The organism is Cellulomonas phragmiteti (assembly GCF_016862775.1).
Taxonomy (GTDB): domain Bacteria; phylum Actinomycetota; class Actinomycetes; order Actinomycetales; family Cellulomonadaceae; genus Cellulomonas; species Cellulomonas phragmiteti.
Map to the genome: position 1 here is coordinate 14,294 of NZ_BONP01000008.1, position 18,318 is coordinate 32,611.

General features: G+C 74.0%; 16 protein-coding genes. 10 read left to right on the forward strand and 6 right to left on the reverse strand.

The features are described from left to right. The first annotated feature begins 60 nt into the window (after window positions 1-60). Window positions 61-1,389, forward strand: coding sequence for a helix-turn-helix domain-containing protein (locus Cph01nite_RS08355; protein ID WP_203673180.1), 1,329 nt, complete (start codon window positions 61-63; stop codon window positions 1,387-1,389). Between the two features lie 141 nt (window positions 1,390-1,530). Here the strand turns inward: Cph01nite_RS08355 and rpsT are convergent, their stop codons facing one another. After that, window positions 1,531-1,791 (reverse strand): 30S ribosomal protein S20, encoded by a 261-nt coding sequence (gene rpsT / locus Cph01nite_RS08360; protein WP_203673182.1) that lies wholly within the window; start codon window positions 1,789-1,791, stop codon window positions 1,531-1,533. A gap of 252 nt (window positions 1,792-2,043) precedes the next feature. On the opposite strand from rpsT, the gene Cph01nite_RS08365 reads away from it, so the two are divergent. From Cph01nite_RS08365 to Cph01nite_RS08375, 3 genes are read left to right on the forward strand one after another with little or no spacing between them, the layout of a single operon-like run. Beyond that, the gene (locus Cph01nite_RS08365) at window positions 2,044-3,624 is read left to right on the forward strand and encodes a circularly permuted type 2 ATP-grasp protein (RefSeq protein WP_203673183.1); all 1,581 of its coding nucleotides are present in this window, start codon (window positions 2,044-2,046) and stop codon (window positions 3,622-3,624) included. Further along, on the forward strand, window positions 3,618-4,547 hold the full coding sequence (locus Cph01nite_RS08370; protein ID WP_203673185.1) for an alpha-E domain-containing protein: 930 nt from the start codon (window positions 3,618-3,620) through the stop codon (window positions 4,545-4,547). The genes Cph01nite_RS08365 and Cph01nite_RS08370 overlap by 7 nt, the downstream gene beginning before the upstream one ends. After that, the gene (locus Cph01nite_RS08375; RefSeq protein ID WP_203673187.1) at window positions 4,544-5,383 is read left to right on the forward strand and encodes a transglutaminase family protein; all 840 of its coding nucleotides are present in this window, start codon (window positions 4,544-4,546) and stop codon (window positions 5,381-5,383) included. The genes Cph01nite_RS08370 and Cph01nite_RS08375 overlap by 4 nt, the downstream gene beginning before the upstream one ends. A gap of 32 nt (window positions 5,384-5,415) precedes the next feature. On the opposite strand, the gene Cph01nite_RS08380 is transcribed toward Cph01nite_RS08375, so the two are convergent. Then, window positions 5,416-6,144, reverse strand: a complete 729-nt coding sequence (locus tag Cph01nite_RS08380) for a maleylpyruvate isomerase family mycothiol-dependent enzyme (RefSeq protein ID WP_203673188.1) — start codon at window positions 6,142-6,144, stop codon at window positions 5,416-5,418. A 157-nt stretch (window positions 6,145-6,301) separates the two neighbouring features. Here Cph01nite_RS08380 and lepA point away from each other — a divergent pair, with 157 nt between their 5' ends. Together lepA and hemW are read left to right on the forward strand one after the other, a co-directional pair. Beyond that, window positions 6,302-8,194, forward strand: a complete 1,893-nt coding sequence (lepA, locus tag Cph01nite_RS08385) for a translation elongation factor 4 (RefSeq protein WP_275407394.1) — start codon at window positions 6,302-6,304, stop codon at window positions 8,192-8,194. Between the two features lie 31 nt (window positions 8,195-8,225). Then, window positions 8,226-9,464 carry a radical SAM family heme chaperone HemW gene (hemW, locus tag Cph01nite_RS08390; protein ID WP_203673189.1) on the forward strand — a complete coding sequence of 413 codons (1,239 nt, stop codon included), beginning with the start codon at window positions 8,226-8,228 and terminating at the stop codon, window positions 9,462-9,464. A 27-nt stretch (window positions 9,465-9,491) separates the two neighbouring features. Here the strand turns inward: hemW and Cph01nite_RS08395 are convergent, their stop codons facing one another. Together Cph01nite_RS08395 and Cph01nite_RS08400 are read right to left on the reverse strand one after the other, a co-directional pair. Continuing rightward, a complete protein-coding gene (locus tag Cph01nite_RS08395; protein ID WP_203673190.1) occupies window positions 9,492-9,866 on the reverse strand; it encodes a DUF4870 domain-containing protein in 375 nt (124 codons plus the stop codon). After that, window positions 9,863-10,240 (reverse strand): DUF4870 domain-containing protein, encoded by a 378-nt coding sequence (locus Cph01nite_RS08400; protein WP_203673191.1) that lies wholly within the window; start codon window positions 10,238-10,240, stop codon window positions 9,863-9,865. The genes Cph01nite_RS08395 and Cph01nite_RS08400 overlap by 4 nt, the downstream gene beginning before the upstream one ends. A 201-nt stretch (window positions 10,241-10,441) precedes the next feature. Between Cph01nite_RS08400 and Cph01nite_RS08405 the strand changes: the two genes are divergently transcribed. Then, window positions 10,442-11,368 carry a hypothetical protein gene (locus tag Cph01nite_RS08405; RefSeq protein ID WP_203673193.1) on the forward strand — a complete coding sequence of 309 codons (927 nt, stop codon included), beginning with the start codon at window positions 10,442-10,444 and terminating at the stop codon, window positions 11,366-11,368. A 60-nt stretch (window positions 11,369-11,428) separates the two neighbouring features. Here the strand turns inward: Cph01nite_RS08405 and Cph01nite_RS08410 are convergent, their stop codons facing one another. After that, entirely contained in the window at window positions 11,429-12,298 is an 870-nt protein-coding gene (locus Cph01nite_RS08410) for a DUF3097 domain-containing protein (protein ID WP_203673195.1), read from the reverse strand. Window positions 12,299-12,484: 186 nt separating this feature from the next. On the opposite strand from Cph01nite_RS08410, the gene hrcA reads away from it, so the two are divergent. The 3 genes from hrcA (at window position 12,485) to Cph01nite_RS08425 (ending at window position 15,474) form a co-directional block, all read left to right on the forward strand. Next, window positions 12,485-13,507: a heat-inducible transcriptional repressor HrcA gene (hrcA, locus tag Cph01nite_RS08415; protein ID WP_203673197.1), complete on the forward strand. Its 1,023-nt coding sequence runs from the start codon at window positions 12,485-12,487 to the stop codon at window positions 13,505-13,507. An 87-nt stretch (window positions 13,508-13,594) separates the two neighbouring features. After that, on the forward strand, window positions 13,595-14,719 hold the full coding sequence (dnaJ, locus tag Cph01nite_RS08420; RefSeq protein ID WP_203673204.1) for a molecular chaperone DnaJ: 1,125 nt from the start codon (window positions 13,595-13,597) through the stop codon (window positions 14,717-14,719). Then, complete coding sequence (locus Cph01nite_RS08425; protein WP_203673205.1) at window positions 14,716-15,474, forward strand: 16S rRNA (uracil(1498)-N(3))-methyltransferase; 759 nt, start codon at window positions 14,716-14,718, stop codon at window positions 15,472-15,474. Before dnaJ ends, Cph01nite_RS08425 begins: the two co-directional genes overlap by 4 nt. A gap of 83 nt (window positions 15,475-15,557) precedes the next feature. On the opposite strand, the gene ppdK is transcribed toward Cph01nite_RS08425, so the two are convergent. Continuing rightward, window positions 15,558-18,272, reverse strand: coding sequence for a pyruvate, phosphate dikinase (ppdK, locus tag Cph01nite_RS08430; RefSeq protein WP_203673206.1), 2,715 nt, complete (start codon window positions 18,270-18,272; stop codon window positions 15,558-15,560). Window positions 18,273-18,318 lie beyond the last annotated feature (46 nt).

An 18,318-nucleotide genomic window follows, 5' to 3' on the forward strand; every position in this document is an offset into this window, starting at 1 on the left:
CGGCGCGCCGTGCGCGACGGGGGATGGCAATCACGGACGTCATACGTACAATGACTTCTCATGACGACTATCGGTGACCGTGTGCGCGAGTCGCGGTTGGCCGCTGGGCTCTCCCAGACGGCCCTGGCGGGGAACGCGTTCTCGCCCAGCTACATCTCCCTCATCGAGGCCGGGCACCGTGAGCCCACGGACGCCGCGCTCGGTGTGCTCGCCGAGCGGCTCGGCACGACCCTGGAGTTCCTCAAGCACGGCGAGGACGGTCCCAACGAGGCCCGGACGCGGCTCGAGCTCGACTACGCGCGCCTGGACCTGGCCAGCGGCGACGCCGCCGGTGCCGTCCACCGGATCGGGGCCCTCGACCTGACGGTCGTCACCCCCGTGCTGCGCGTCGAGGCGCTGTCGACCCTCGCGCGCGCCCACGAGCTCCTCGGTGAGCTCGAGACGGCGATCACGCTGCTCGAGCCGCTGCTCGCCGAGACCCAGCAGCGCCCCGACCACCTGCGGGCGGCCGTGCTCACCACGGCACTCGTCGGGTGCTACCTCGAGGCCGGGGACCTGCACCGGGCGGTGGAGGTCGGGGAGCGCACGCTCGCCGACCTGGACAGCGCCGACCTGGTCGGGACCGACGAGCACCTGCGCCTGGCGTCGACCGTCCTCTGGGCGTACGTCGAGCGCGGCGACCTGCTGTACGCGACGCACCGCGCCGCCGAGCTGGTCCGTCTGGCCGAGTCGCTCGGCACGCCGCGGGGCCGCGGCAGCGTGTACTGGAACGCCGCGCTCGTGGCCGAGCAGCGGCGGGACTACGAGCTCGCCCAGCGCTACACGGAGCGTGCCCTCGCGCTCCTCTCGGAGGGCGAGCCCGACCGGGACCTGCCGCGTCTGCGGGTCAACTACGCGTGGCTGCTGCTGCGCTCCGAGCCGGCCGACCCGCACGCTGCGCTCGAGCAGATCGACCGGGCGGAGCCCGGCCTGAACGCCGTCGGGTCCGCCCTCGACGTCGCGCGGCTGCAGGTCGAGCGGTCGCGCGCGCACCTCATGCTCGGTGACGAGGCGGCGGCGGAGAGCGACGCGCGCGCCGCGCTGGCCGGGCTGGGGGACTCCCCGCGCCTGGAGGCCGCGACCGCGCACATCGCGCTGGGTGACGTGCTCGACGCGCGCGGCGACCACGAGGGCGCGTCCACCGCGTTCCAGTGGGGCGCCGACATGCTCGGCATGATGGCGGCCACCCGGCACTCGGCCGGCGTCTGGCGCGACCTCGGGGACCGGTACCTGCGGCGCGGGGACGTCGACGCGGCGGCCCGCGCCTTCGACCGTGCCCTGCGCGAGGCCGGTTTCCAGCCCTCCGTGCCGACGGGTGCGCCGCGGGAGACGTGGTCCCTGGGCGGCTGATCTGGTGGGCGGCTGAGTGGGTGGGCGGCTCAGCCGGCCGCACAGCGCGAAGGGCGGCACCCCCGAGGGGGTGCCGCCCTTGCGTCGTTCGTCGCGGGACGTCGTCCCGACGCGCGCGGGTGGAAGCCGCGCGCGGTCGCCTCAGAGGCTGTTGACGGCCTTCGACAGCGCCGACTTGCGGTTGGCGGCCTGGTTGGCGTGGATCACGCCCTTGGACACCGCCTTGTCGAGCTTGCGGGCCGCGACGACGAGCGCGGTGCTCGCTGCGTCCTTGTCGCCACCGGCGACGGCCTCGCGGACGCGCCGGACGTACGTCTTGAGCTCGGACTTCACTGCCTTGTTGCGCAGCCGAGCCTTCTCGTTCGTACCGATGCGCTTGATCTGGGACTTGATGTTCGCCACGTGTGGACTCTCTTGGGTAGGTCGCCGAAGCGATCTGACAGGTCGTAGAGGGCATGCGCAGCGCCAGGACTGGGGCGTGGGGACACCCGCGGGAAAGGCCTGCGCCCGCGCCCGCCGACCCGGGCGGGCACGCGGTTCAACATGCTACCAGCCGTGCAGGCGCGACGCGGCGCCCGCCTCGGCGTCCTGCGCCGTGACGGCGTCGTCGTGTCACGTAACGCGACGTTGACACGGGCCGACTACATTCGCGCCATGGCGGACCTCTTCGACGACTACCCGGCGGGGACCGCCTGGGACGAGATGATCGGTCCCGGGGGCGAGGTGCGCACGGCGTACCGGCACGTGCACTCGGCGCTGGCCCAGCTCTCCGCAGGTGAGCTGCGGGCACGCGCCGACACCCTGGCGCGCTCCTACCTCAAGCAGGGCGTCACGTTCGACTTCGCGGGCGAGGAGCGGCCCTTCCCGCTCGACGTCGTCCCGCGGGTGATGGGCGGCGACGAGTGGGAGCACGTCGCACCGGGCGTCTCGCAGCGCGTCCGGGCCCTCGAGGCGTTCCTCGCGGACGTCTACGGGCCGCAGAAGGCGGTCGCGGACGGCGTCGTGCCGCGCTCGGTCGTGGTGTCCTCCACGCACTTCCACCGCGCGGCGCGGGGCATCGAGCCGCCCAACGGGGTCCGGGTGCACGTCTCGGGCATCGACCTGGTGCGCGACTCGTTGGGCGGCTGGCGCGTGCTGGAGGACAACGTGCGCGTCCCGTCCGGTGTGAGCTACGTCCTGTCGAACCGTCGGGCGATGGCCCAGACGTTCCCCGAGCTGTTCGCCGCGCTGCGGATCCGGCCCGTCGTGGACTACTCGCGCCGCCTGCTGTCCGCGCTGACGGCGGCGGCCCCGCACGGTGTCGACGACCCGACCGTCGTCGTCCTCACGCCGGGCGTCTTCAACTCCGCGTACTTCGAGCACACCCTCCTGGCCCGCACGATGGGCGTCGAGCTGGTCGAGGGACGCGACCTGTACGTCTCCGGCGGACGGGTCTGGATGCGCACCACGCAGGGGCGGCGGCGCGTCGACGTCATCTACCGCCGGGTCGACGACGAGTTCATCGACCCGGTGACGTTCCGCTCCGACTCGCTGCTGGGGTGCCCCGGCCTCATGACGTGCGCCCGGCTGGGCAACGTGACCATCGCCAACGCCATCGGCAACGGGGTGGCGGACGACAAGCTCCTGTACACGTACGTGCCGGACCTCATCCGGTACCACCTGGGGGAGGAGCCGATCCTGCCGAACGTCGACACCTGGCGCCTGGAGGACCCCGGCGCGCTCGAGGAGGTGCTCGACCGGCTCGACGAGCTCGTCGTCAAGCCGGTCGACGGGTCCGGGGGCAAGGGCCTGGTCGTCGGCCCGCGGGCGACCCGTGCCGAGCTCGACGTGCTGCGCGGGCGGCTGCGCGAGGACCCGCGCGGGTGGATCGCCCAGCCGGTCGTCCAGCTCTCGACGGTCCCCACGCTCGTGGAGGACGGGCTCCGGCCGCGGCACGTCGACCTGCGGCCGTTCGCGGTGAACGACGGCGACTCCGTCTACGTCCTGCCCGGCGGGCTGACCCGCGTCGCGCTCCCCGAGGGGCAGCTCGTCGTCAACTCCTCGCAGGGCGGCGGCTCGAAGGACACGTGGGTCCTCGGGGGACGGGTGCCCCGGCGTGCCCAGACGCAGCACCAGTCCCTGCCGCAGGCGGTGCCGAAGGACGCGTCCGTGCCGATCGACTCCCACCCGTCCGACGTGCGCGGCCAGGTCATGCAGCAGCAGCAGCAGCGGACGACGGGGGGATCGACGTGCTGAGCCGCATCGCGGAGTCCCTGTTCTGGATCGGCCGGTACGTCGAGCGTGCGGACGACACCGCGCGGCTGCTCGACGTGCACGTGCAGATCCTGCTCGAGGACCCGTGGGCCGAGGAGGACCTGGCCTGCCGGTCGCTGCTGTCCGTGATGGACCGCCCGGACCCGCCGGCCGACCTCGACGTCGGGCGCGAGCACGTGCTCGACGTCCTCGGCTACGACCGGTTCTCGCCGTCGTCGATCGCCGGGGCGCTCGTCGCCGCCCGGGAGAACGCGCGCCGCGCGCGGGAGATCGTCTCGACCGAGCTGTGGGAGTGCCTCAACGCCAGCTGGAACCAGCTGCCGTCGCAGATGCGCCCGGCGCGACCGCACGACTACTTCACGTGGGTGCGCGAGCGGGCCGCGATCGTCACGGGGATCATCGAGTCGACGACGTCCCGCGACGACACGTGGCACTTCATGGTCCTGGGCCGTTCCATCGAACGTGCCGACATGACCGCGCGGCTGCTCACGACGCGCGCGCTCGCGGGATCGGCCGGCCCGAGCTGGGCGACGCTGCTGCGCTCGTGCGGCGCGCACGAGGCGTTCCTGCGGACGTACCGCGGCAACACCTCCGACGAGCGCGCGGCCGGGTTCCTGCTGCTCGACCGGCTCTTCCCCCGGTCCGTCGTGTACTCGCTCAACCAGGCCGAGGCGTCGCTGGCGGCGCTCGAGCCCATCGCGGACCGGACGACGATCGACGACGCCCGGCGCCACATCGGCCTGGTGCGCACCAACCTGGAGTACCGGCCGCTGCTCGAGATCGTCGACGCGCTGCCGCGCGAGATGGAGCTCGTGCAGCGGGCGTGCTCGGCGGCGTCCGACGCGATCCGCGCGCGGTACTTCCCGTCGGGTGCGGAGCTGACGTGGGTCGGGGAGGCACTGTGAGCAGGCTGCGGATCGTCCACACGTCGACGTTCCGGTACACGGACCCGGTCGTCGCGTCCTACAACGAGGCCCGGATGACGCCGTTGTCGCAGCCCGGCCAGGCGGTCCTCGAGTCGCGGCTCGACGTCCACCCGCAGACGTGGATGCACGACTACCGCGACTACTGGGGCACGCAGGTGACGGTGTTCGAGGTCCTCGCTCCGCACCAGTCGCTCCTGCTGACCGCGGAGCACCTCGTCGAGGTCGTCGAGCGTCCGGCGGCGTCCTCGTCGGTGGACTGGGAGGTCCTGCACGGTGCGGAGGTGCGCGACCGGCTCTCCGAGCAGCTCGCGGACACGGCGGCGACCGAGGTGCCCGACGAGGTCGTGCAGATCGCACGCCGCGTCGCCGACGGTCTGGACCCCGCGGCCGCGGCCGAGGCGGTGTGCCGCGCGCTGCGCGACGAGATGGAGTACATCCCGGGGGTGACCACCGTGCACACGCCGGCCACCGAGGCGTGGGCCAAGCGCACGGGCGTGTGCCAGGACATGGCCCACCTCGCGCTGGGTGCCCTGCGGGCGATCGGGATCCCGGCGCGCTACGTCTCCGGCTACCTGCACCCCGACTCGTCGGGCGAGATCGGCGCGACGGTCACGGGCGAGTCGCATGCGTGGGTCGAGTGGTGGACGGGGGAGTGGACCGGGTACGACCCGACCAACCGCGTGCGTGCCGGCGAGCACCACGTGGTGCTCGGGCGCGGACGCTGCTACGACGACGTCCCACCGCTGCGCGGCATCTACGCCGGGCCGCAGACGCAGGACCTCGTGGTGCAGGTGCGGATCACGCGCGAGGCCTGAGGTGTGCCGGCGGCCCCGGACCGCACGGCGTGTCAGGGGGTGAGGCCGGCCCCGAGCGCGGCGAGGAGGGCCGCGCGGTCGCCCGTGACCCGGAGGTCCCGGTCGTCGGGGGTCGTGCGCCCCCACACCAGCAGGGCGAGCGAGGCCGCGGGCCCGGCCACCTCGACCGCGGGCGCCTCGTCGACCGCGTCCAGGGTCCAGGTCCGGCCCGCGTCGGCCGCGACGAGCGTCAGCCGCACGGGCAGCGGGGCAGTGCGTCCCAGCGCGACCTGGCGGGGCTGCATCACGTGGACGACCTCGTCGACCGTGTCCGCCCACAGTCCGGGCGCCACGTCCAGGTGCAGCCCGCCCGCGGTCCGCAGGTCCCACAGGTGCACGAGCGTCTCGTGCACCTGCCGGCGGTGCCAGAACCGCACGACGCCGCTGTCGTCGAGCGTCCACGCGGGTGCGTCGGGGTCCAGGCCGGCGAGCGTCTCGCGCAGCTCGGTGGCCTGCGCCGCGTAGAACTCGTCGAGGACGAAGGGTCCGCGCCCCAGCGGCGTCTCCTGCCGGCGGCGTGCCTGGCCCGCCGCCCAGTGGTGGATGCGGCCGAGGTGCACCACGAGGTGCTGCACGCGCCACCGGCCGCACCACGGGACGCGGGTCGACGGGTCGACCTGCCCGATGGTGGTGAGGAACTGCTCCTGCAGGACCGCCAGCGTCGTCAGGTCGGCGGCGGGCCGGTCCACGGCTGCCGGTGCGGCGTCCACGTCGTGCTTCATGGGACCATGGTGGTGCCCACCACCGACGCCCGACAGGGCCGGGCCCGCCACCGCGGGTCGGGATCCCGCCGACCACCGGTCGCGCGGGCGCCGCGGCGGTGCGCCAGCCGTGGTCGACGACCGTCGACCGACCGTCCAGAAGCCGGAGAACGCCGAGTTGCCGATCCCGTCCGCCACCGCCGCCGAGCGGATCCGCCCCGCGGCGACCGCCCCCGAGCTGCTGCGCAACTTCTGCATCATCGCGCACATCGACCACGGGAAGTCGACGCTCGCCGACCGCATGCTGCAGCTGACCGGCGTCGTCGACGCGCGGGCCATGCGCGCGCAGTACCTGGACCGCATGGACATCGAGCGTGAGCGCGGCATCACGATCAAGTCGCAGGCCGTGCGCATGCCGTGGGGCGTCGCGGACGCGTCCGGCACCGTGCAGCCGTACGCGCTCAACATGATCGACACCCCCGGCCACGTCGACTTCACGTACGAGGTGTCCCGCTCGCTCGCCGCGTGCGAGGGTGCCGTGCTGCTCGTCGACGCCGCGCAGGGCATCGAGGCGCAGACGCTCGCCAACCTGTACCTGGCGATGGAGAACGACCTGCAGGTCATCCCCGTCCTCAACAAGATCGACCTGCCCGCCGCGCAGCCCGAGAAGTACGCCGAGGAGCTCGCCAACCTCGTCGGCGGCGACCCGGAGGACGTCCTCAAGGTCTCCGGCAAGACCGGCGTGGGCGTCGAGGCGCTGCTCGACCGCATCGTGCAGCTCGTGCCGTCGCCGGTGGGCGACGCGGGCGCGCCGGCGCGCGCCATGATCTTCGACTCGGTGTACGACACGTACCGCGGCGTCGTCACGTACGTCCGCGTCGTCGACGGCCGCCTCGACCCGCGCGAGAAGATCGTCATGATGTCGACCCGCGCGACGCACGAGCTCCTCGAGATCGGCGTGACGTCCCCGGAGCCCGTCCCGACCAAGGGTCTGGGCGTCGGGGAGGTCGGCTACCTCATCACCGGGGTGAAGGACGTCCGGCAGTCCAAGGTCGGTGACACAGTCACCAACAACGCCAAGCCGGCGGCGGTGGCGCTCGGCGGGTACTCCGAGCCCAAGCCGATGGTCTTCTCCGGTCTCTACCCGATCGACGGGTCCGACTACCCGGTGCTGCGCGACGCGCTCGACAAGCTCAAGCTCAACGACGCGGCGCTCAACTACGAGCCCGAGACGTCGGTGGCCCTGGGATTCGGCTTCCGCGTCGGGTTCCTCGGCCTGCTGCACCTCGAGATCGTGCGGGAGCGGCTCGAGCGCGAGTTCGACCTCGACCTCATCTCGACGGCACCCAACGTCATCTACGACGTCACGCTCGAGGACCTCACCGAGATCGTCGTCACCAACCCGAGCGAGTACCCGGCGGGCAAGATCCGCGAGGTGCGCGAGCCGATGGTCAAGGCCACGATCCTCACCCCGAGCGAGTTCGTCGGGACGATCATGGAGCTGTGCCAGGGCCGCCGCGGCGAGCTCCAGGGCATGGACTACCTGTCCGAGGAGCGCGTCGAGATGCGCTACGTGCTGCCGATGGCGGAGATCGTCTTCGACTTCTTCGACCACCTCAAGTCCAAGACGCGCGGGTACGCCAGCCTGGACTACGAGCCGACGGGCGACCAGGCCGCCGACCTCGTCAAGGTCGACATCCTGCTGCAGGGCGAGCAGGTCGACGCGTTCAGCGCGATCGTCCACAAGGACAAGGCGTACGCCTACGGCGTCTCGATGACCGCCAAGCTCAAGGACCTCATCCCGCGCCAGCAGTTCGAGGTGCCGATCCAGGCGGCGATCGGCTCGCGCATCATCGCGCGCGAGACGATCCGGGCGATGCGCAAGGACGTCCTGGCCAAGTGCTACGGCGGCGACATCTCGCGCAAGCGCAAGCTCCTGGAGAAGCAGAAGGAGGGCAAGAAGCGCATGAAGACGATCGGTCGGGTCGACGTGCCGCAGGAGGCCTTCATCGCCGCGCTGTCCTCCGACGGCGGGGGCGGCAAGGACGCCAAGGACGCGAAGAAGAAGTGAGCCGCCCGCCCACCCGCCGCGGCGGCGTGCGGTGAGCCCCGCACTGCCCGCGGGCGACCCCGCGCCGCCCGACGGCGCGCTGCCGGCCTCGGCGGCCACCGGTGCGGACGGGCGCGGGTTCGGCGTGTACCTGCACGTGCCGTTCTGCGCGGTGCGGTGCGGCTACTGCGACTTCAACACGTACACGGCGACCGAGCTGGGTGGTGGTGCGAGCCTGGCGTCCTACGCCGGGACCGCGCTGGACGAGGTGGCGCTCGCGGACCGCGTGCTGCGCACCTCCGGCCTGCCGTCGCGGCCGGTCGCGACGGTGTTCGTCGGTGGTGGCACCCCGACGCTGCTGCCGGTCGACGACCTCGCCCGGCTCCTCGAGGGTGTGCGCGGCACCTGGGGCCTGGTGCCCGGTGCCGAGGTCACGACCGAGGCGAACCCCGACTCCGTGACGCCCGACGCGCTCGCCCGGCTCGCGACGGCCGGGTTCACCCGGGTGTCGTTCGGCATGCAGTCCGCCGTCCCGCACGTGCTGGCGACCCTCGAGCGGACGCACGACCCGGCCCGTGTCCCCGACGTCGTGCGCTGGGCGCGGGACGCGGGCCTGAGCGTCTCGCTCGACCTCATCTACGGCACGCCCGGGGAGTCCCTCGACGACTGGCGGCGGTCCCTCGAGGTCGCGCTCGCCACGGGCGTCGACCACGTCAGCGCGTACGCGCTGGTCGTCGAGGCCGGCACCCGGATGGCGGTGCAGGTGCGGCGCGGGGAGCTCACGCTGCCCGACGAGGACGACCAGGCCGCCAAGTACGAGCTCGCGGACGACCTGCTCACCGCCGCCGGCCTGCACTGGTACGAGGTGAGCAACTGGGCGCGCACGCCCGCCGACGCGTCCCGGCACAACCTCGGCTACTGGCGCGGCGACGACTGGTGGGGGATCGGCCCCGGCGCGCACAGCCACGTCGGGGGCGTGCGGTGGTGGAACGTCAAGCACCCCCGTGCGTACGCCGACCGCCTCGCGCGCGGCCTGAGCCCGGCGGCCGGCCGGGAGGTCGTCGCGGGTGACACGGCGGCGCTGGAGCGCGTCATGCTCGGCGTGCGGATCGCCGAGGGGCTGCCGCTCGCCGACGTGCCCGCGGCGTCCCGCCCGGCCGTCGCCGGGCTGGTCGCCGACGGGCTCGTGGACGGTGCCGCGGCGCTCGGGGCGGACGGGCCGCGGCGGGTGGTGCTCACGCGGCGCGGACGCCTGCTCGCCGACACCGTGGTGCGGACCCTCGCGGCCTGAGCGACGCGCCGGCCCGGTGGCCGGGGCTCAGCCCACCAGGCGCAGCGTGCCGGGGTAGCGGTACCACTCCCACCGGTTCGCGGCGACGGCCGCCAGGATGCACAGCACGAGCCACGCCAGCAGGACGCCGAGCAGGACGGGCGTCGCCAGCCCGAACGTCACGACGGTCAGGACGGCGGCCACGACCAGAGCGATCAGGGCGGTGATCTGGAAGTTGAGGGCCTCCGTGGCGTGGTGCTCGAGGAAGCGCCCGCGGCCGCGGAACACCAGCCACACGACGAGCGGGACGAGGAGACCCGGTCCCAGCAGCGGCAGCACGTGCGCGAGGATCGCCCACGTGCGCTCCTCGTCGGGCCGCAGCGGCGGCGGTGGCGGCGGCCATCCCGCCGGCGCGTCGCTCACCGGACCAGCTCCAGGCTGAACGGGTACCGGTACGACCCGCCCCGGTAGACGGCGGCGGCCGCGAGCAGGGACAGCACGAGCGCGATGACGCCCACGGCGAGCTGGCCGACCCAGCCGATCACCCCGATGACCGGGAACTGACGGACCACCTCCAGGACCACCATCGCGATCAGGGCGGTGAGCTGGAAGTTCAGGGCCACGCGCGCCTCGTTCGCGGTCGCGGGGTCCTTGTCCCGCTGCACCAGCCAGACGACGAGCGAGGCGACCCACCCGGCGAACAGGTAGGTGAGCACACCGCCGAGGTGCGCCACCATCGCCAGGGTGCTGCCCTGCGAGGGCCGCCCGTGCGGGGCGGACCGAGGGTCGTGGGTCACGTGCGTCTCCCGGAGGTGGTCGTGGCGGCTGGTGCAGGCGGTGGTCCGGTGCAGACCCACCGACGTCGCGCCCGCAGCGTACCGGCGCGGGCGGGTGGATGTGGTTCTTCGCCCGGCGCGGTGTCTTGACACGTTCTGTGGCGTTTCGGTTCCCTGACGCCAGGGGCGTGCCTACGCCCCGCCACGCGCCAGGAGGCATGCATGAGCGAGAACCCCGGCGGAACTCCGCCGCGCGACGACGACGCGAGCGTCCCGCCGCCCCCGCCCCCGTACGGGTCGTCGGGGGGCAGCGTCCCGCCCACCCCGCCGCCGCCGCCCGGTGCCGCGTACCCGCCGCCGGCGTACGGCACGCCGGGCGCGCAGCCCGGCGGCTACCCGCCTCCCGCCTCGCCCTACGGCCAGCCGGGCGGCCAGCCCGGTGCCCAGCCGTACGCGCCGCCGCCGGGTCAGGTCGACATCGGCGCGGGCTTCTCGTGGGCGTTCTCGAAGTTCGGGCAGCACTGGGTGGCGTTCGTCCTGGGTGGGCTGGCCTGGTTCGTGGTCATCGCCGTCGTCGCCGTGGTCGGGCTCGGTCTGATCGGTGGCGCCGCGGCGCTCACCGGCGGGTCGGACGGGGTCGCCGGCGCCGCGGCAGGGATCGGCGCGTCGATCGGGATCGCGATCTACGTCGCGCTGATCGTGCTGCTGCTCGTGCTGTTCAGCGCGGCCTTCATCAAGGCCGCGCTCAAGGTGGCCGACGGCCACGCGATCTCGGTCGGCGACCTGTTCGACACCTCGCACGCCGGGCAGCTGGTCCTGCTCGCCCTCGTGATCGGTGCCGTCGGGCTCGTCGCGAGCTTCATCCCCGTGATCGGCCAGATCGCGTTCGTCGTCGCCGGGTTCTTCGTCTTCTACGCGGTGGTGGCGATCGTCGAGCGCAACGAGGGGGCGATCGACGCGATCCGGACGAGCGTCGCGCTGCAGACGCGCGACCTCGGCACGGGCGTCCTGGTGTACCTGGTCGTGGCCGTGGTGAGCTGGGTCGGGTCGCTGGTCTGCTTCGTCGGTGTGCTCGTGTCGCTGCCCGTGGGCGCTCTGCTCACGGTCTTCGCCTACCGGCGCCTGACCGGCGGCCAGATCGCCGCCTGACCTCCGCGACCCCGTGGGCCCGGCCGGTGGTCGGGCCCACGGCGTCCGTCCGACGCGCCGTCAGGCGGTGACGAAGTCGATGAGCTCCTCGACCCGGCCCAGCAGGCTGGGCTCGAGGTCGGCGTAGGACCGCACCGAGCGCAGGATGCGCTGCCACGCGCGGGCGACGTCCGCCTGGTCCTCGGCGGGCCACCCGAGCTCGCGCAGGATCCCGCGCTTCCACTCGGTGCCCCGCTCGATCGTCGGCCACGCCGTCAGGCCCACCCGCTCCGGGCGCACCGCCTGCCAGACGTCCACGTAGGGGTGCCCCAGGACCAGCACGGTGCCGCGCGGCACGGCCCGCAGGGCGTCGGCGGCGATCCGGCTCTCCTTGGCGCCGGGCACCAGGTGGTCGACGAGGACGCCGACGCGCCGGTCGGCGGTCGGGCCGAAGTCGCGCAGCGCGTCGGCCAGGTGGTCGACGCCGTCGAGGAGCTCGACGACCACGCCCTCGACCCGCAGGTCGTCGCCCCAGACCTTCTCCACGAGCTCGGCGTCGTGCTTGCCCTCGACCCAGATCCGCGACCCGCGCGCGACGCGCGCCGGGGCGTCGGGCACGGCGACGGAGCCCGACGCCGTGCGGGTGGGACGGACCGGGGCGCGGCTCGTCACGGGCGCGGTGAGCACGACGGGCTCGCCGTCGACCCAGAAGCCCGGGCCGAGCCGGAACGTGCGCGTGCGCCCGCGGCGGTCCTCCAGCACCACGACGTGCAGGCCCCCGGACTTCTCCACGCGGACCACGGCGCCGACCCACCCGGTCTCGACGTCCTCGACGACCAGGCCGCGGTCCGCCGCCTGCTCGCGGGCCGCGCGCGGCGGTCGGTGGTGGGCGGTGCGGGGTGCGGTGCGGCCCCCGCCGAGCACGTCGGAGCCGTAGCGGTCGTCGGTCACGCGGGCACTCTAGGAGGTCGGGCGCCGTGCTCGTCGAGCGACGCGCGGCGGCGCCCGGGCCCCGCCGGGACGACCGCGTAGAATTGGCACTCGGTCCTGCCGAGTGCTACGCAGGACCGCCGGCGCACCCGCCTCGGGCACGAGGCGGACGTACGGTGAGGACCCCGGGGGGACGGAGGGAGCGACATGAGCGAGGACCGCAGGCTGGACGTGCTGCGCGCGATCGTCGAGGACTACGTCGCGACCCGCGAGCCCGTCGGGTCGCGTGCTCTGGCCGAGCGCCACGCGCTCGGCGTGTCCCCGGCGACGATCCGCAACGACATGGCGGCGCTCGAGGAGGCCGGGCTGATCGTCCAGCCGCACACCTCGGCGGGCCGTGTGCCCACCGAGCAGGGGTACCGCGAGTTCGTCGACCGGCTGTCCGGGGTGCGGGCGCTGTCCGCGGCCGAGAAGCGCGCGATCGGCACCCTCCTGGAGGAGGCCGTCGACCTCGACGACGTCATGGACCGTGCGGTCCGCCTCATCGCCCAGCTCACCCACCAGGTCGCGGTCGTGCAGTACCCGTCGCTGCGGCGCTCGGCGCTGCGGCACGTCGAGCTCGTGCCGGTGGGCGCGCGCCACCTGCTGGTCGTCATCATCACCACGACGGGCCGCGTCGAGCAGCGCACCCTCGAGCTGACGGGCGACCTCGACGAGGGCGTCGTGGCACGGCTGCGGGTCCGCCTCAACGTCGCGGCCGCCGGCCTGCGGCTCTCGGAGCTGGACGTGGCGCTCGAGGCCCTGGCGGGGGAGTTCGGGCCCGAGGGTGCCGACCTGGCCCGGTCCGTCGTCGCCGTGGTCGCCGAGACCCTCGCGCAGGAGCGTGAGGAGCGCGTCGTCGTCGCCGGCGCCTCGCACCTGGCCCGCAGCGCGGGTGCCGACTTCCCCCACACCATCGGCCCCGTCCTCGAGGCGCTCGAGGAGCAGGTGGTCCTGCTCCGCCTGCTCTCGGAGATGGCCGAGGACTCGGCGGGCGTCGCCGTGCGCATCGGGCGCGAGACGCAGCACGAGGGCCTCGCCGAGACGAGCATCGTGACCAGCGGGTACGGCGGGCAGGGCTCGTCGGTCGCCGTCCTCGGCTCGGTCGGACCGCTGCGCATGGACTACCCCCAGACCATGGCGGCGGTCCGTGCCGTCGCCCGGTACCTCACCCGGATCCTCGCGGGCTGACCCCGTCGTCCCGCGTGCGCGCCGTCCGGCGCCCCGCACGCGGGCCCGGGCACCCCACGCACGAGCAGGAAGCGAGCAGCACGCCACGTGACCGACTACTACGAGATCCTCGGCGTCCCGCGGGACGCGACCCCCGAGCAGATCAAGAAGGCCTACCGACGCCTGGCACGCGAGCTGCACCCCGACGTCGCGGGCACCGACCCCGGCTCGGAGGAGCGGTTCAAGGACGTCTCGCGCGCGTACGACGTGCTCGGCAACCCCGACAAGCGCCGTGCGTACGACATGGGCGCCGACCCCGCGTCCCCCGGTGGCGGCATGGGCGGGGGCTTCGGCTTCCAGGACATCTTCGAGACGTTCTTCGGCGCCGCCGGCGGCGGGGCCCCGCGCGGCCCGGTGCCGCGCGCCCGCCGGGGTCAGGACGCGCTCGTGCGCCTCGACCTCGACCTCGCCGAGGCGGCGTTCGGCGTGCACCGCGAGGTCCAGGTCGACACGGCCGTCCTGTGCCCCACCTGCGGGGGGACCTGCTGCCGGCCCGGGACCTCGCCGCGCACCTGCGAGGTGTGCGGCGGGCGCGGGTCCGTGCAGCGGGTCGCGCGCTCGTTCCTCGGCCAGGTCATGACGACCCAGCCGTGCGCCGCGTGCCACGGCTTCGGCACCGTGATCCCCGAGCCGTGCACGGAGTGCGCCGGCGAGGGCCGGGTGCGCTCGCGCCGGACGCTGTCCGTCGACGTCCCCGCGGGCGTCGACACCGGCACCCGCATCAAGATGACGGGGCAGGGCGAGGTGGGCCCTGCCGGCGGCCCCCCGGGGGACGTCTACCTCGAGGTGCGCGAGCGCAAGCACGAGACGTTCGTGCGACGTGGCGACGACCTGCACGCCACGCTCCAGGTCCCGATGACGGCCGCGGCCCTGGGCACGGTCGTCTCGATGGACACGCTCGACGGACCGCAGGAGGTCGACCTGCGCCCCGGCACGCAGCCCGGCCAGGTCCTGACGATGCGCGGGCTGGGCGTCGGCCACCTGCACGTCGGGGGGCGCGGCGACCTGCACGTGCACGTCGAGGTCCAGGTCCCGACGCCGGCGGACGAGGAGCAGGCCGACCTGCTGCGCCGCCTCGCGGTGCTGCGCGGGGAGGAGCGTCCCGAGGCGCGGCTCGCCGCGGCGAACCCGGGGATGTTCGCCAAGCTGCGCGACAAGCTCTCGGGCCGGTGAGCGCGCCGGTCTTCGTCGTCGAGCCGGGTGATCTCGACGGTGTGCGCGCCGGCGGGGACTTCCTGCTCGACGGCTCCGAGGGCCGTCACGCGGGCGTCGTGCAGCGGCGCGGCACCGGTGAGCGCGTCGACGTCGTCGACGGCGCGGGGGTCCGTCTCGTGGGGCGCGTGCGGTCGGCGGGTCCCGAGGGCGTGCGCGTCGACGTCGAGGACGTCGTCGTCGAGCCCGCGCCCCAGCCGCGGCTGGTGCTCGTGCAGGCGCTCGCCAAGGGCGACCGCGACGAGCTGGCGATCGAGGCCGCCACGGAGGTCGGCGTGGACGTCGTCGTCCCCTGGCAGGCCGAGCGCTCGATCGTCGTGTGGCGCGGCGAGCGCGCGCAGAAGAGCCGGGCCCGCTGGATCGGCACCGTCCGGGCGGCGACCAAGCAGTCGCGACGCGCCCGCACGCCCGTCGTCGAGTACGCCCTCGACGACGCCGGTCTGGTCGCCCGCGCAGGCGCCGTCGTCGCCGACGGCGGCGTCGTGGTCGTCCTGCACGAGTCCGCGACGACCCCGCTGCACCGGGTCGACCTGCCCGGTGCGGGCGAGGTGCTCGTCGTCGTCGGCCCGGAGGGCGGCATCAGCGACCGGGAGGTGGCGGCCCTCGTCGGCGCCGGCGCGGTGACGTGCCGCCTGGGTCCGCACGTCCTGCGCACGTCGACCGCCGGGCCGGTGGCCCTGGCGATGCTCGCGGACCGCCTCGGTCGCTGGGGCTGAGGAGGCCCCGCCGGGGCGGGCCGGGCGTGGGGCCGGCGGCACGTGACGGGGAGTGGTGCGCCGCCGACCCCACGGGTCGGTGGTCAGCGGGAGTCGCTGGCCTCGTGCTCGACGGCCGCGCGACCGGCCTCCAGCCGCGCGATCGGCACGCGGAACGGTGAGCACGACACGTAGTCCAGGCCGACGGCGTCGAAGAACCGGATCGACTCCGGGTCGCCGCCGTGCTCGCCGCAGACCCCGAGCGTGAGGTCGGCACGGGCGGTGCGCCCGCGCTCGACCGCGATCCTCACCAGCTGCCCGACCCCCGTGACGTCGATGGTCTCGAAGGGCGACACGGACAGCACGCCGTTCGCGGTGTACTGCGAGAAGAACGCCCCCTCGACGTCGTCGCGGCTGAAGCCCCACGTCGTCTGCGTGAGGTCGTTGGTCCCGAACGAGAAGAACTGCGCCTGCGTGGCCAGCCGGTCCGCGGTCAGCGCCGCGCGCGGCAGCTCGATCATGCAGCCGACCGGCAGGTCCACGGTGACGCCCTGCTCGGCGCTCACCTCGGCCATGATCGTCGTGGCGCGCTCACGGACCAGCCGCAGTTCCTGCACGGAGGCCACGAGCGGGACCATGATCTCGGCGTGCGGGTGCCCACCGTCGGCGAGGCGGGCCGCGACCGCCTCGGCGACCGCCCGGATCTGCAGGTCGAACAGGCCGGGCACCACGAGCCCCAGCCGCACGCCGCGCAGGCCCAGCATCGGGTTGGCCTCGTGCATGCGGCGCACCGCGGCGAGCAGGGTGACGTCCCGCTCGTCGACCGAGCCGCGCTCGGCGGCGAGCGCGACCCTGACGGACAGCTCGGTGAGGTCGGGCAGGAACTCGTGCAGCGGCGGGTCGATGAGCCGGATCGTCGTCGGCAGCCCGTCCATCACCGCGAGCAGGTCCGTGAAGTCCTGGCGCTGCAGCGGCAGCAGGGCGTCGAGCGCCTCCTGGCGTCCGTCGTCGTCGTCCGCCAGCACCACGCGCTCGACGAGCACGCGCCGCTCGCCCAGGAACATGTGCTCCGTGCGGCACAGGCCGATGCCCTCGGCCCCCAGGCTCCGGGCGCGGGTGGCGTCCTCGGCGGTGTCGGCGTTGGCGTGCACCCGCAGCCGGCGGGTGGTGTCGGCGTGCTCGAGGATGCGGTGCACGGCCAGGACGAGGTCCCGCGTCTCGTCGTCCGGCGCCTCGTCGAGCGCGACCTCCAGGCCGTCCTCGAGGTACCGCTGCACCGGCGAGGGGACGACGGGGACGTCGCCGAGGAAGACCTCGCCGCTGGTGCCGTCGATGGCGATGACCTCGCCCTCGGTGACGGTCCGACCACCGCGGGTCACCATCGTGCGCGCCGTCGCGTCGACGACGAGCTCCTCGGCACCGACGACGCACGTGCGTCCCATGCCGCGGGCGACGACCGCCGCGTGGGACGTCTTGCCGCCGCGTGCGGTGAGGACGCCCACGGCGGCGATCATGCCGCCGAGGTCGTCGGGGTTGGTCTCGCGGCGCACGAGGACGACGTCCTTGCCCTCCGCGGCCCACTGCTCGGCCGTCGCGGGGTCGAAGACGGCCATGCCGACCGCGGCCCCGGGGGAGGCCGGCATCGCCCGCGTCAGGAGGACGCGGTCGACGCCGTCGGCGGCGAACTGCGGGAACTGCAGCTGCGAGAGCTGCGCACCGGTGACGCGGGACAGCGCCTCGTCCATCGTGATGAGGTGCTCGTCGACGAGCTGGCACGCGATCCGGAACGCGGCGGGCGCCGTGCGCTTGCCGACGCGGGTCTGCAGCATCCACAGCTTGCCGCGCTCGATCGTGAACTCGATGTCGCACAGGTCGCGGTAGTGGGTCTCCAGGCGCCGCATCGCCTGACGCAGCTCGGCGTACGCGGCGGGGTCGACCTGCTCGAGGTCGGCCAGGGACAGCGTGTTGCGGATGCCCGCGACGACGTCCTCGCCCTGGGCGTTGACGAGGTAGTCGCCGTAGTCGCCGAGCCGGCCGTTGCCGGGGTCGCGGGTGAACGCGACGCCGGTGCCCGACGTCGGACCCAGGTTGCCGAAGACCATCGAGCACACGTTGACCGCCGTGCCGAGGTCGTCCGGGATGCGCTCCTTGCGCCGGTAGAGCCGCGCCCGGTCCGTCCCCCACGAGTCGAGGACCGCCACGATGGCCAGGTCGAGCTGCTCGCGCGGGTGCTGGGGGAACTCCCGGCCCGACTCGTCGCGCACGATCTGCTTGTACGTGTCGACCAGGGCCCGCAGGTCACCGGCGTCGAGGTCGACGTCCGCCGTGACGCCGCGGGCGGCCTTGGCCTTGTCGAGGGCGTCGGCGAACAGGTCGGGGTCGATGCCGAGGACCGTGCGGCCGAACATCTGGACCAGGCGCCGGTAGGAGTCCCACGCGAAGCGCTCGTCGCCCGACAGCTCGGCCAGCCCCTGGACGGACGCGTCGTTGAGCCCGACGTTGAGCACCGTCTCCATCATCCCGGGCATCGAGAACTTCGCGCCCGAGCGCACCGAGACCAGCAGGGGCTCGTGGAAGTCGCCGAGGCGGCGGCCGAGCTCGTCCTCGAGGTGCCGCACGGCCATGGTGACCTCGACGCGCAGCTCGGGGGGGACCTCACCCGTGCGCATGTAGGCGCGGCACGCCTCGGTCGTGATGGTGAACCCGGGCGGCACGGGCAGACCGAGCCGGGTCATCTCGGCGAGGTTGGCGCCCTTGCCGCCGAGCAGGTCCTTCTGGTCCTTGTCGCCCTCGCTGAAGTCCTTGACGTACCGAGCCATGGGGCTTCCTCCGTCGCACGCAGCCGCCGGGCTCCGTTGCCCGGCG

Excerpts from the sequence above, each read along its gene's own strand:
- Cph01nite_RS08355 (WP_203673180.1), top strand. The coding sequence starts at position 61 with ATGACGACTATCGGTGACCGTGTGCGCGAGTCGCGGTTGGCCGCTGGG.
- Cph01nite_RS08365 (WP_203673183.1), top strand. The coding sequence starts at position 2,044 with ATGGCGGACCTCTTCGACGACTACCCGGCGGGGACCGCCTGGGACGAG.
- Cph01nite_RS08380 (WP_203673188.1), bottom strand. The coding sequence starts at position 6,144 with ATGAAGCACGACGTGGACGCCGCACCGGCAGCCGTGGACCGGCCCGCC.
- Cph01nite_RS08405 (WP_203673193.1), top strand. The coding sequence starts at position 10,442 with ATGAGCGAGAACCCCGGCGGAACTCCGCCGCGCGACGACGACGCGAGC.
- hrcA (WP_203673197.1), top strand. The coding sequence starts at position 12,485 with ATGAGCGAGGACCGCAGGCTGGACGTGCTGCGCGCGATCGTCGAGGAC.
- ppdK (WP_203673206.1), bottom strand. The coding sequence starts at position 18,272 with ATGGCTCGGTACGTCAAGGACTTCAGCGAGGGCGACAAGGACCAGAAG.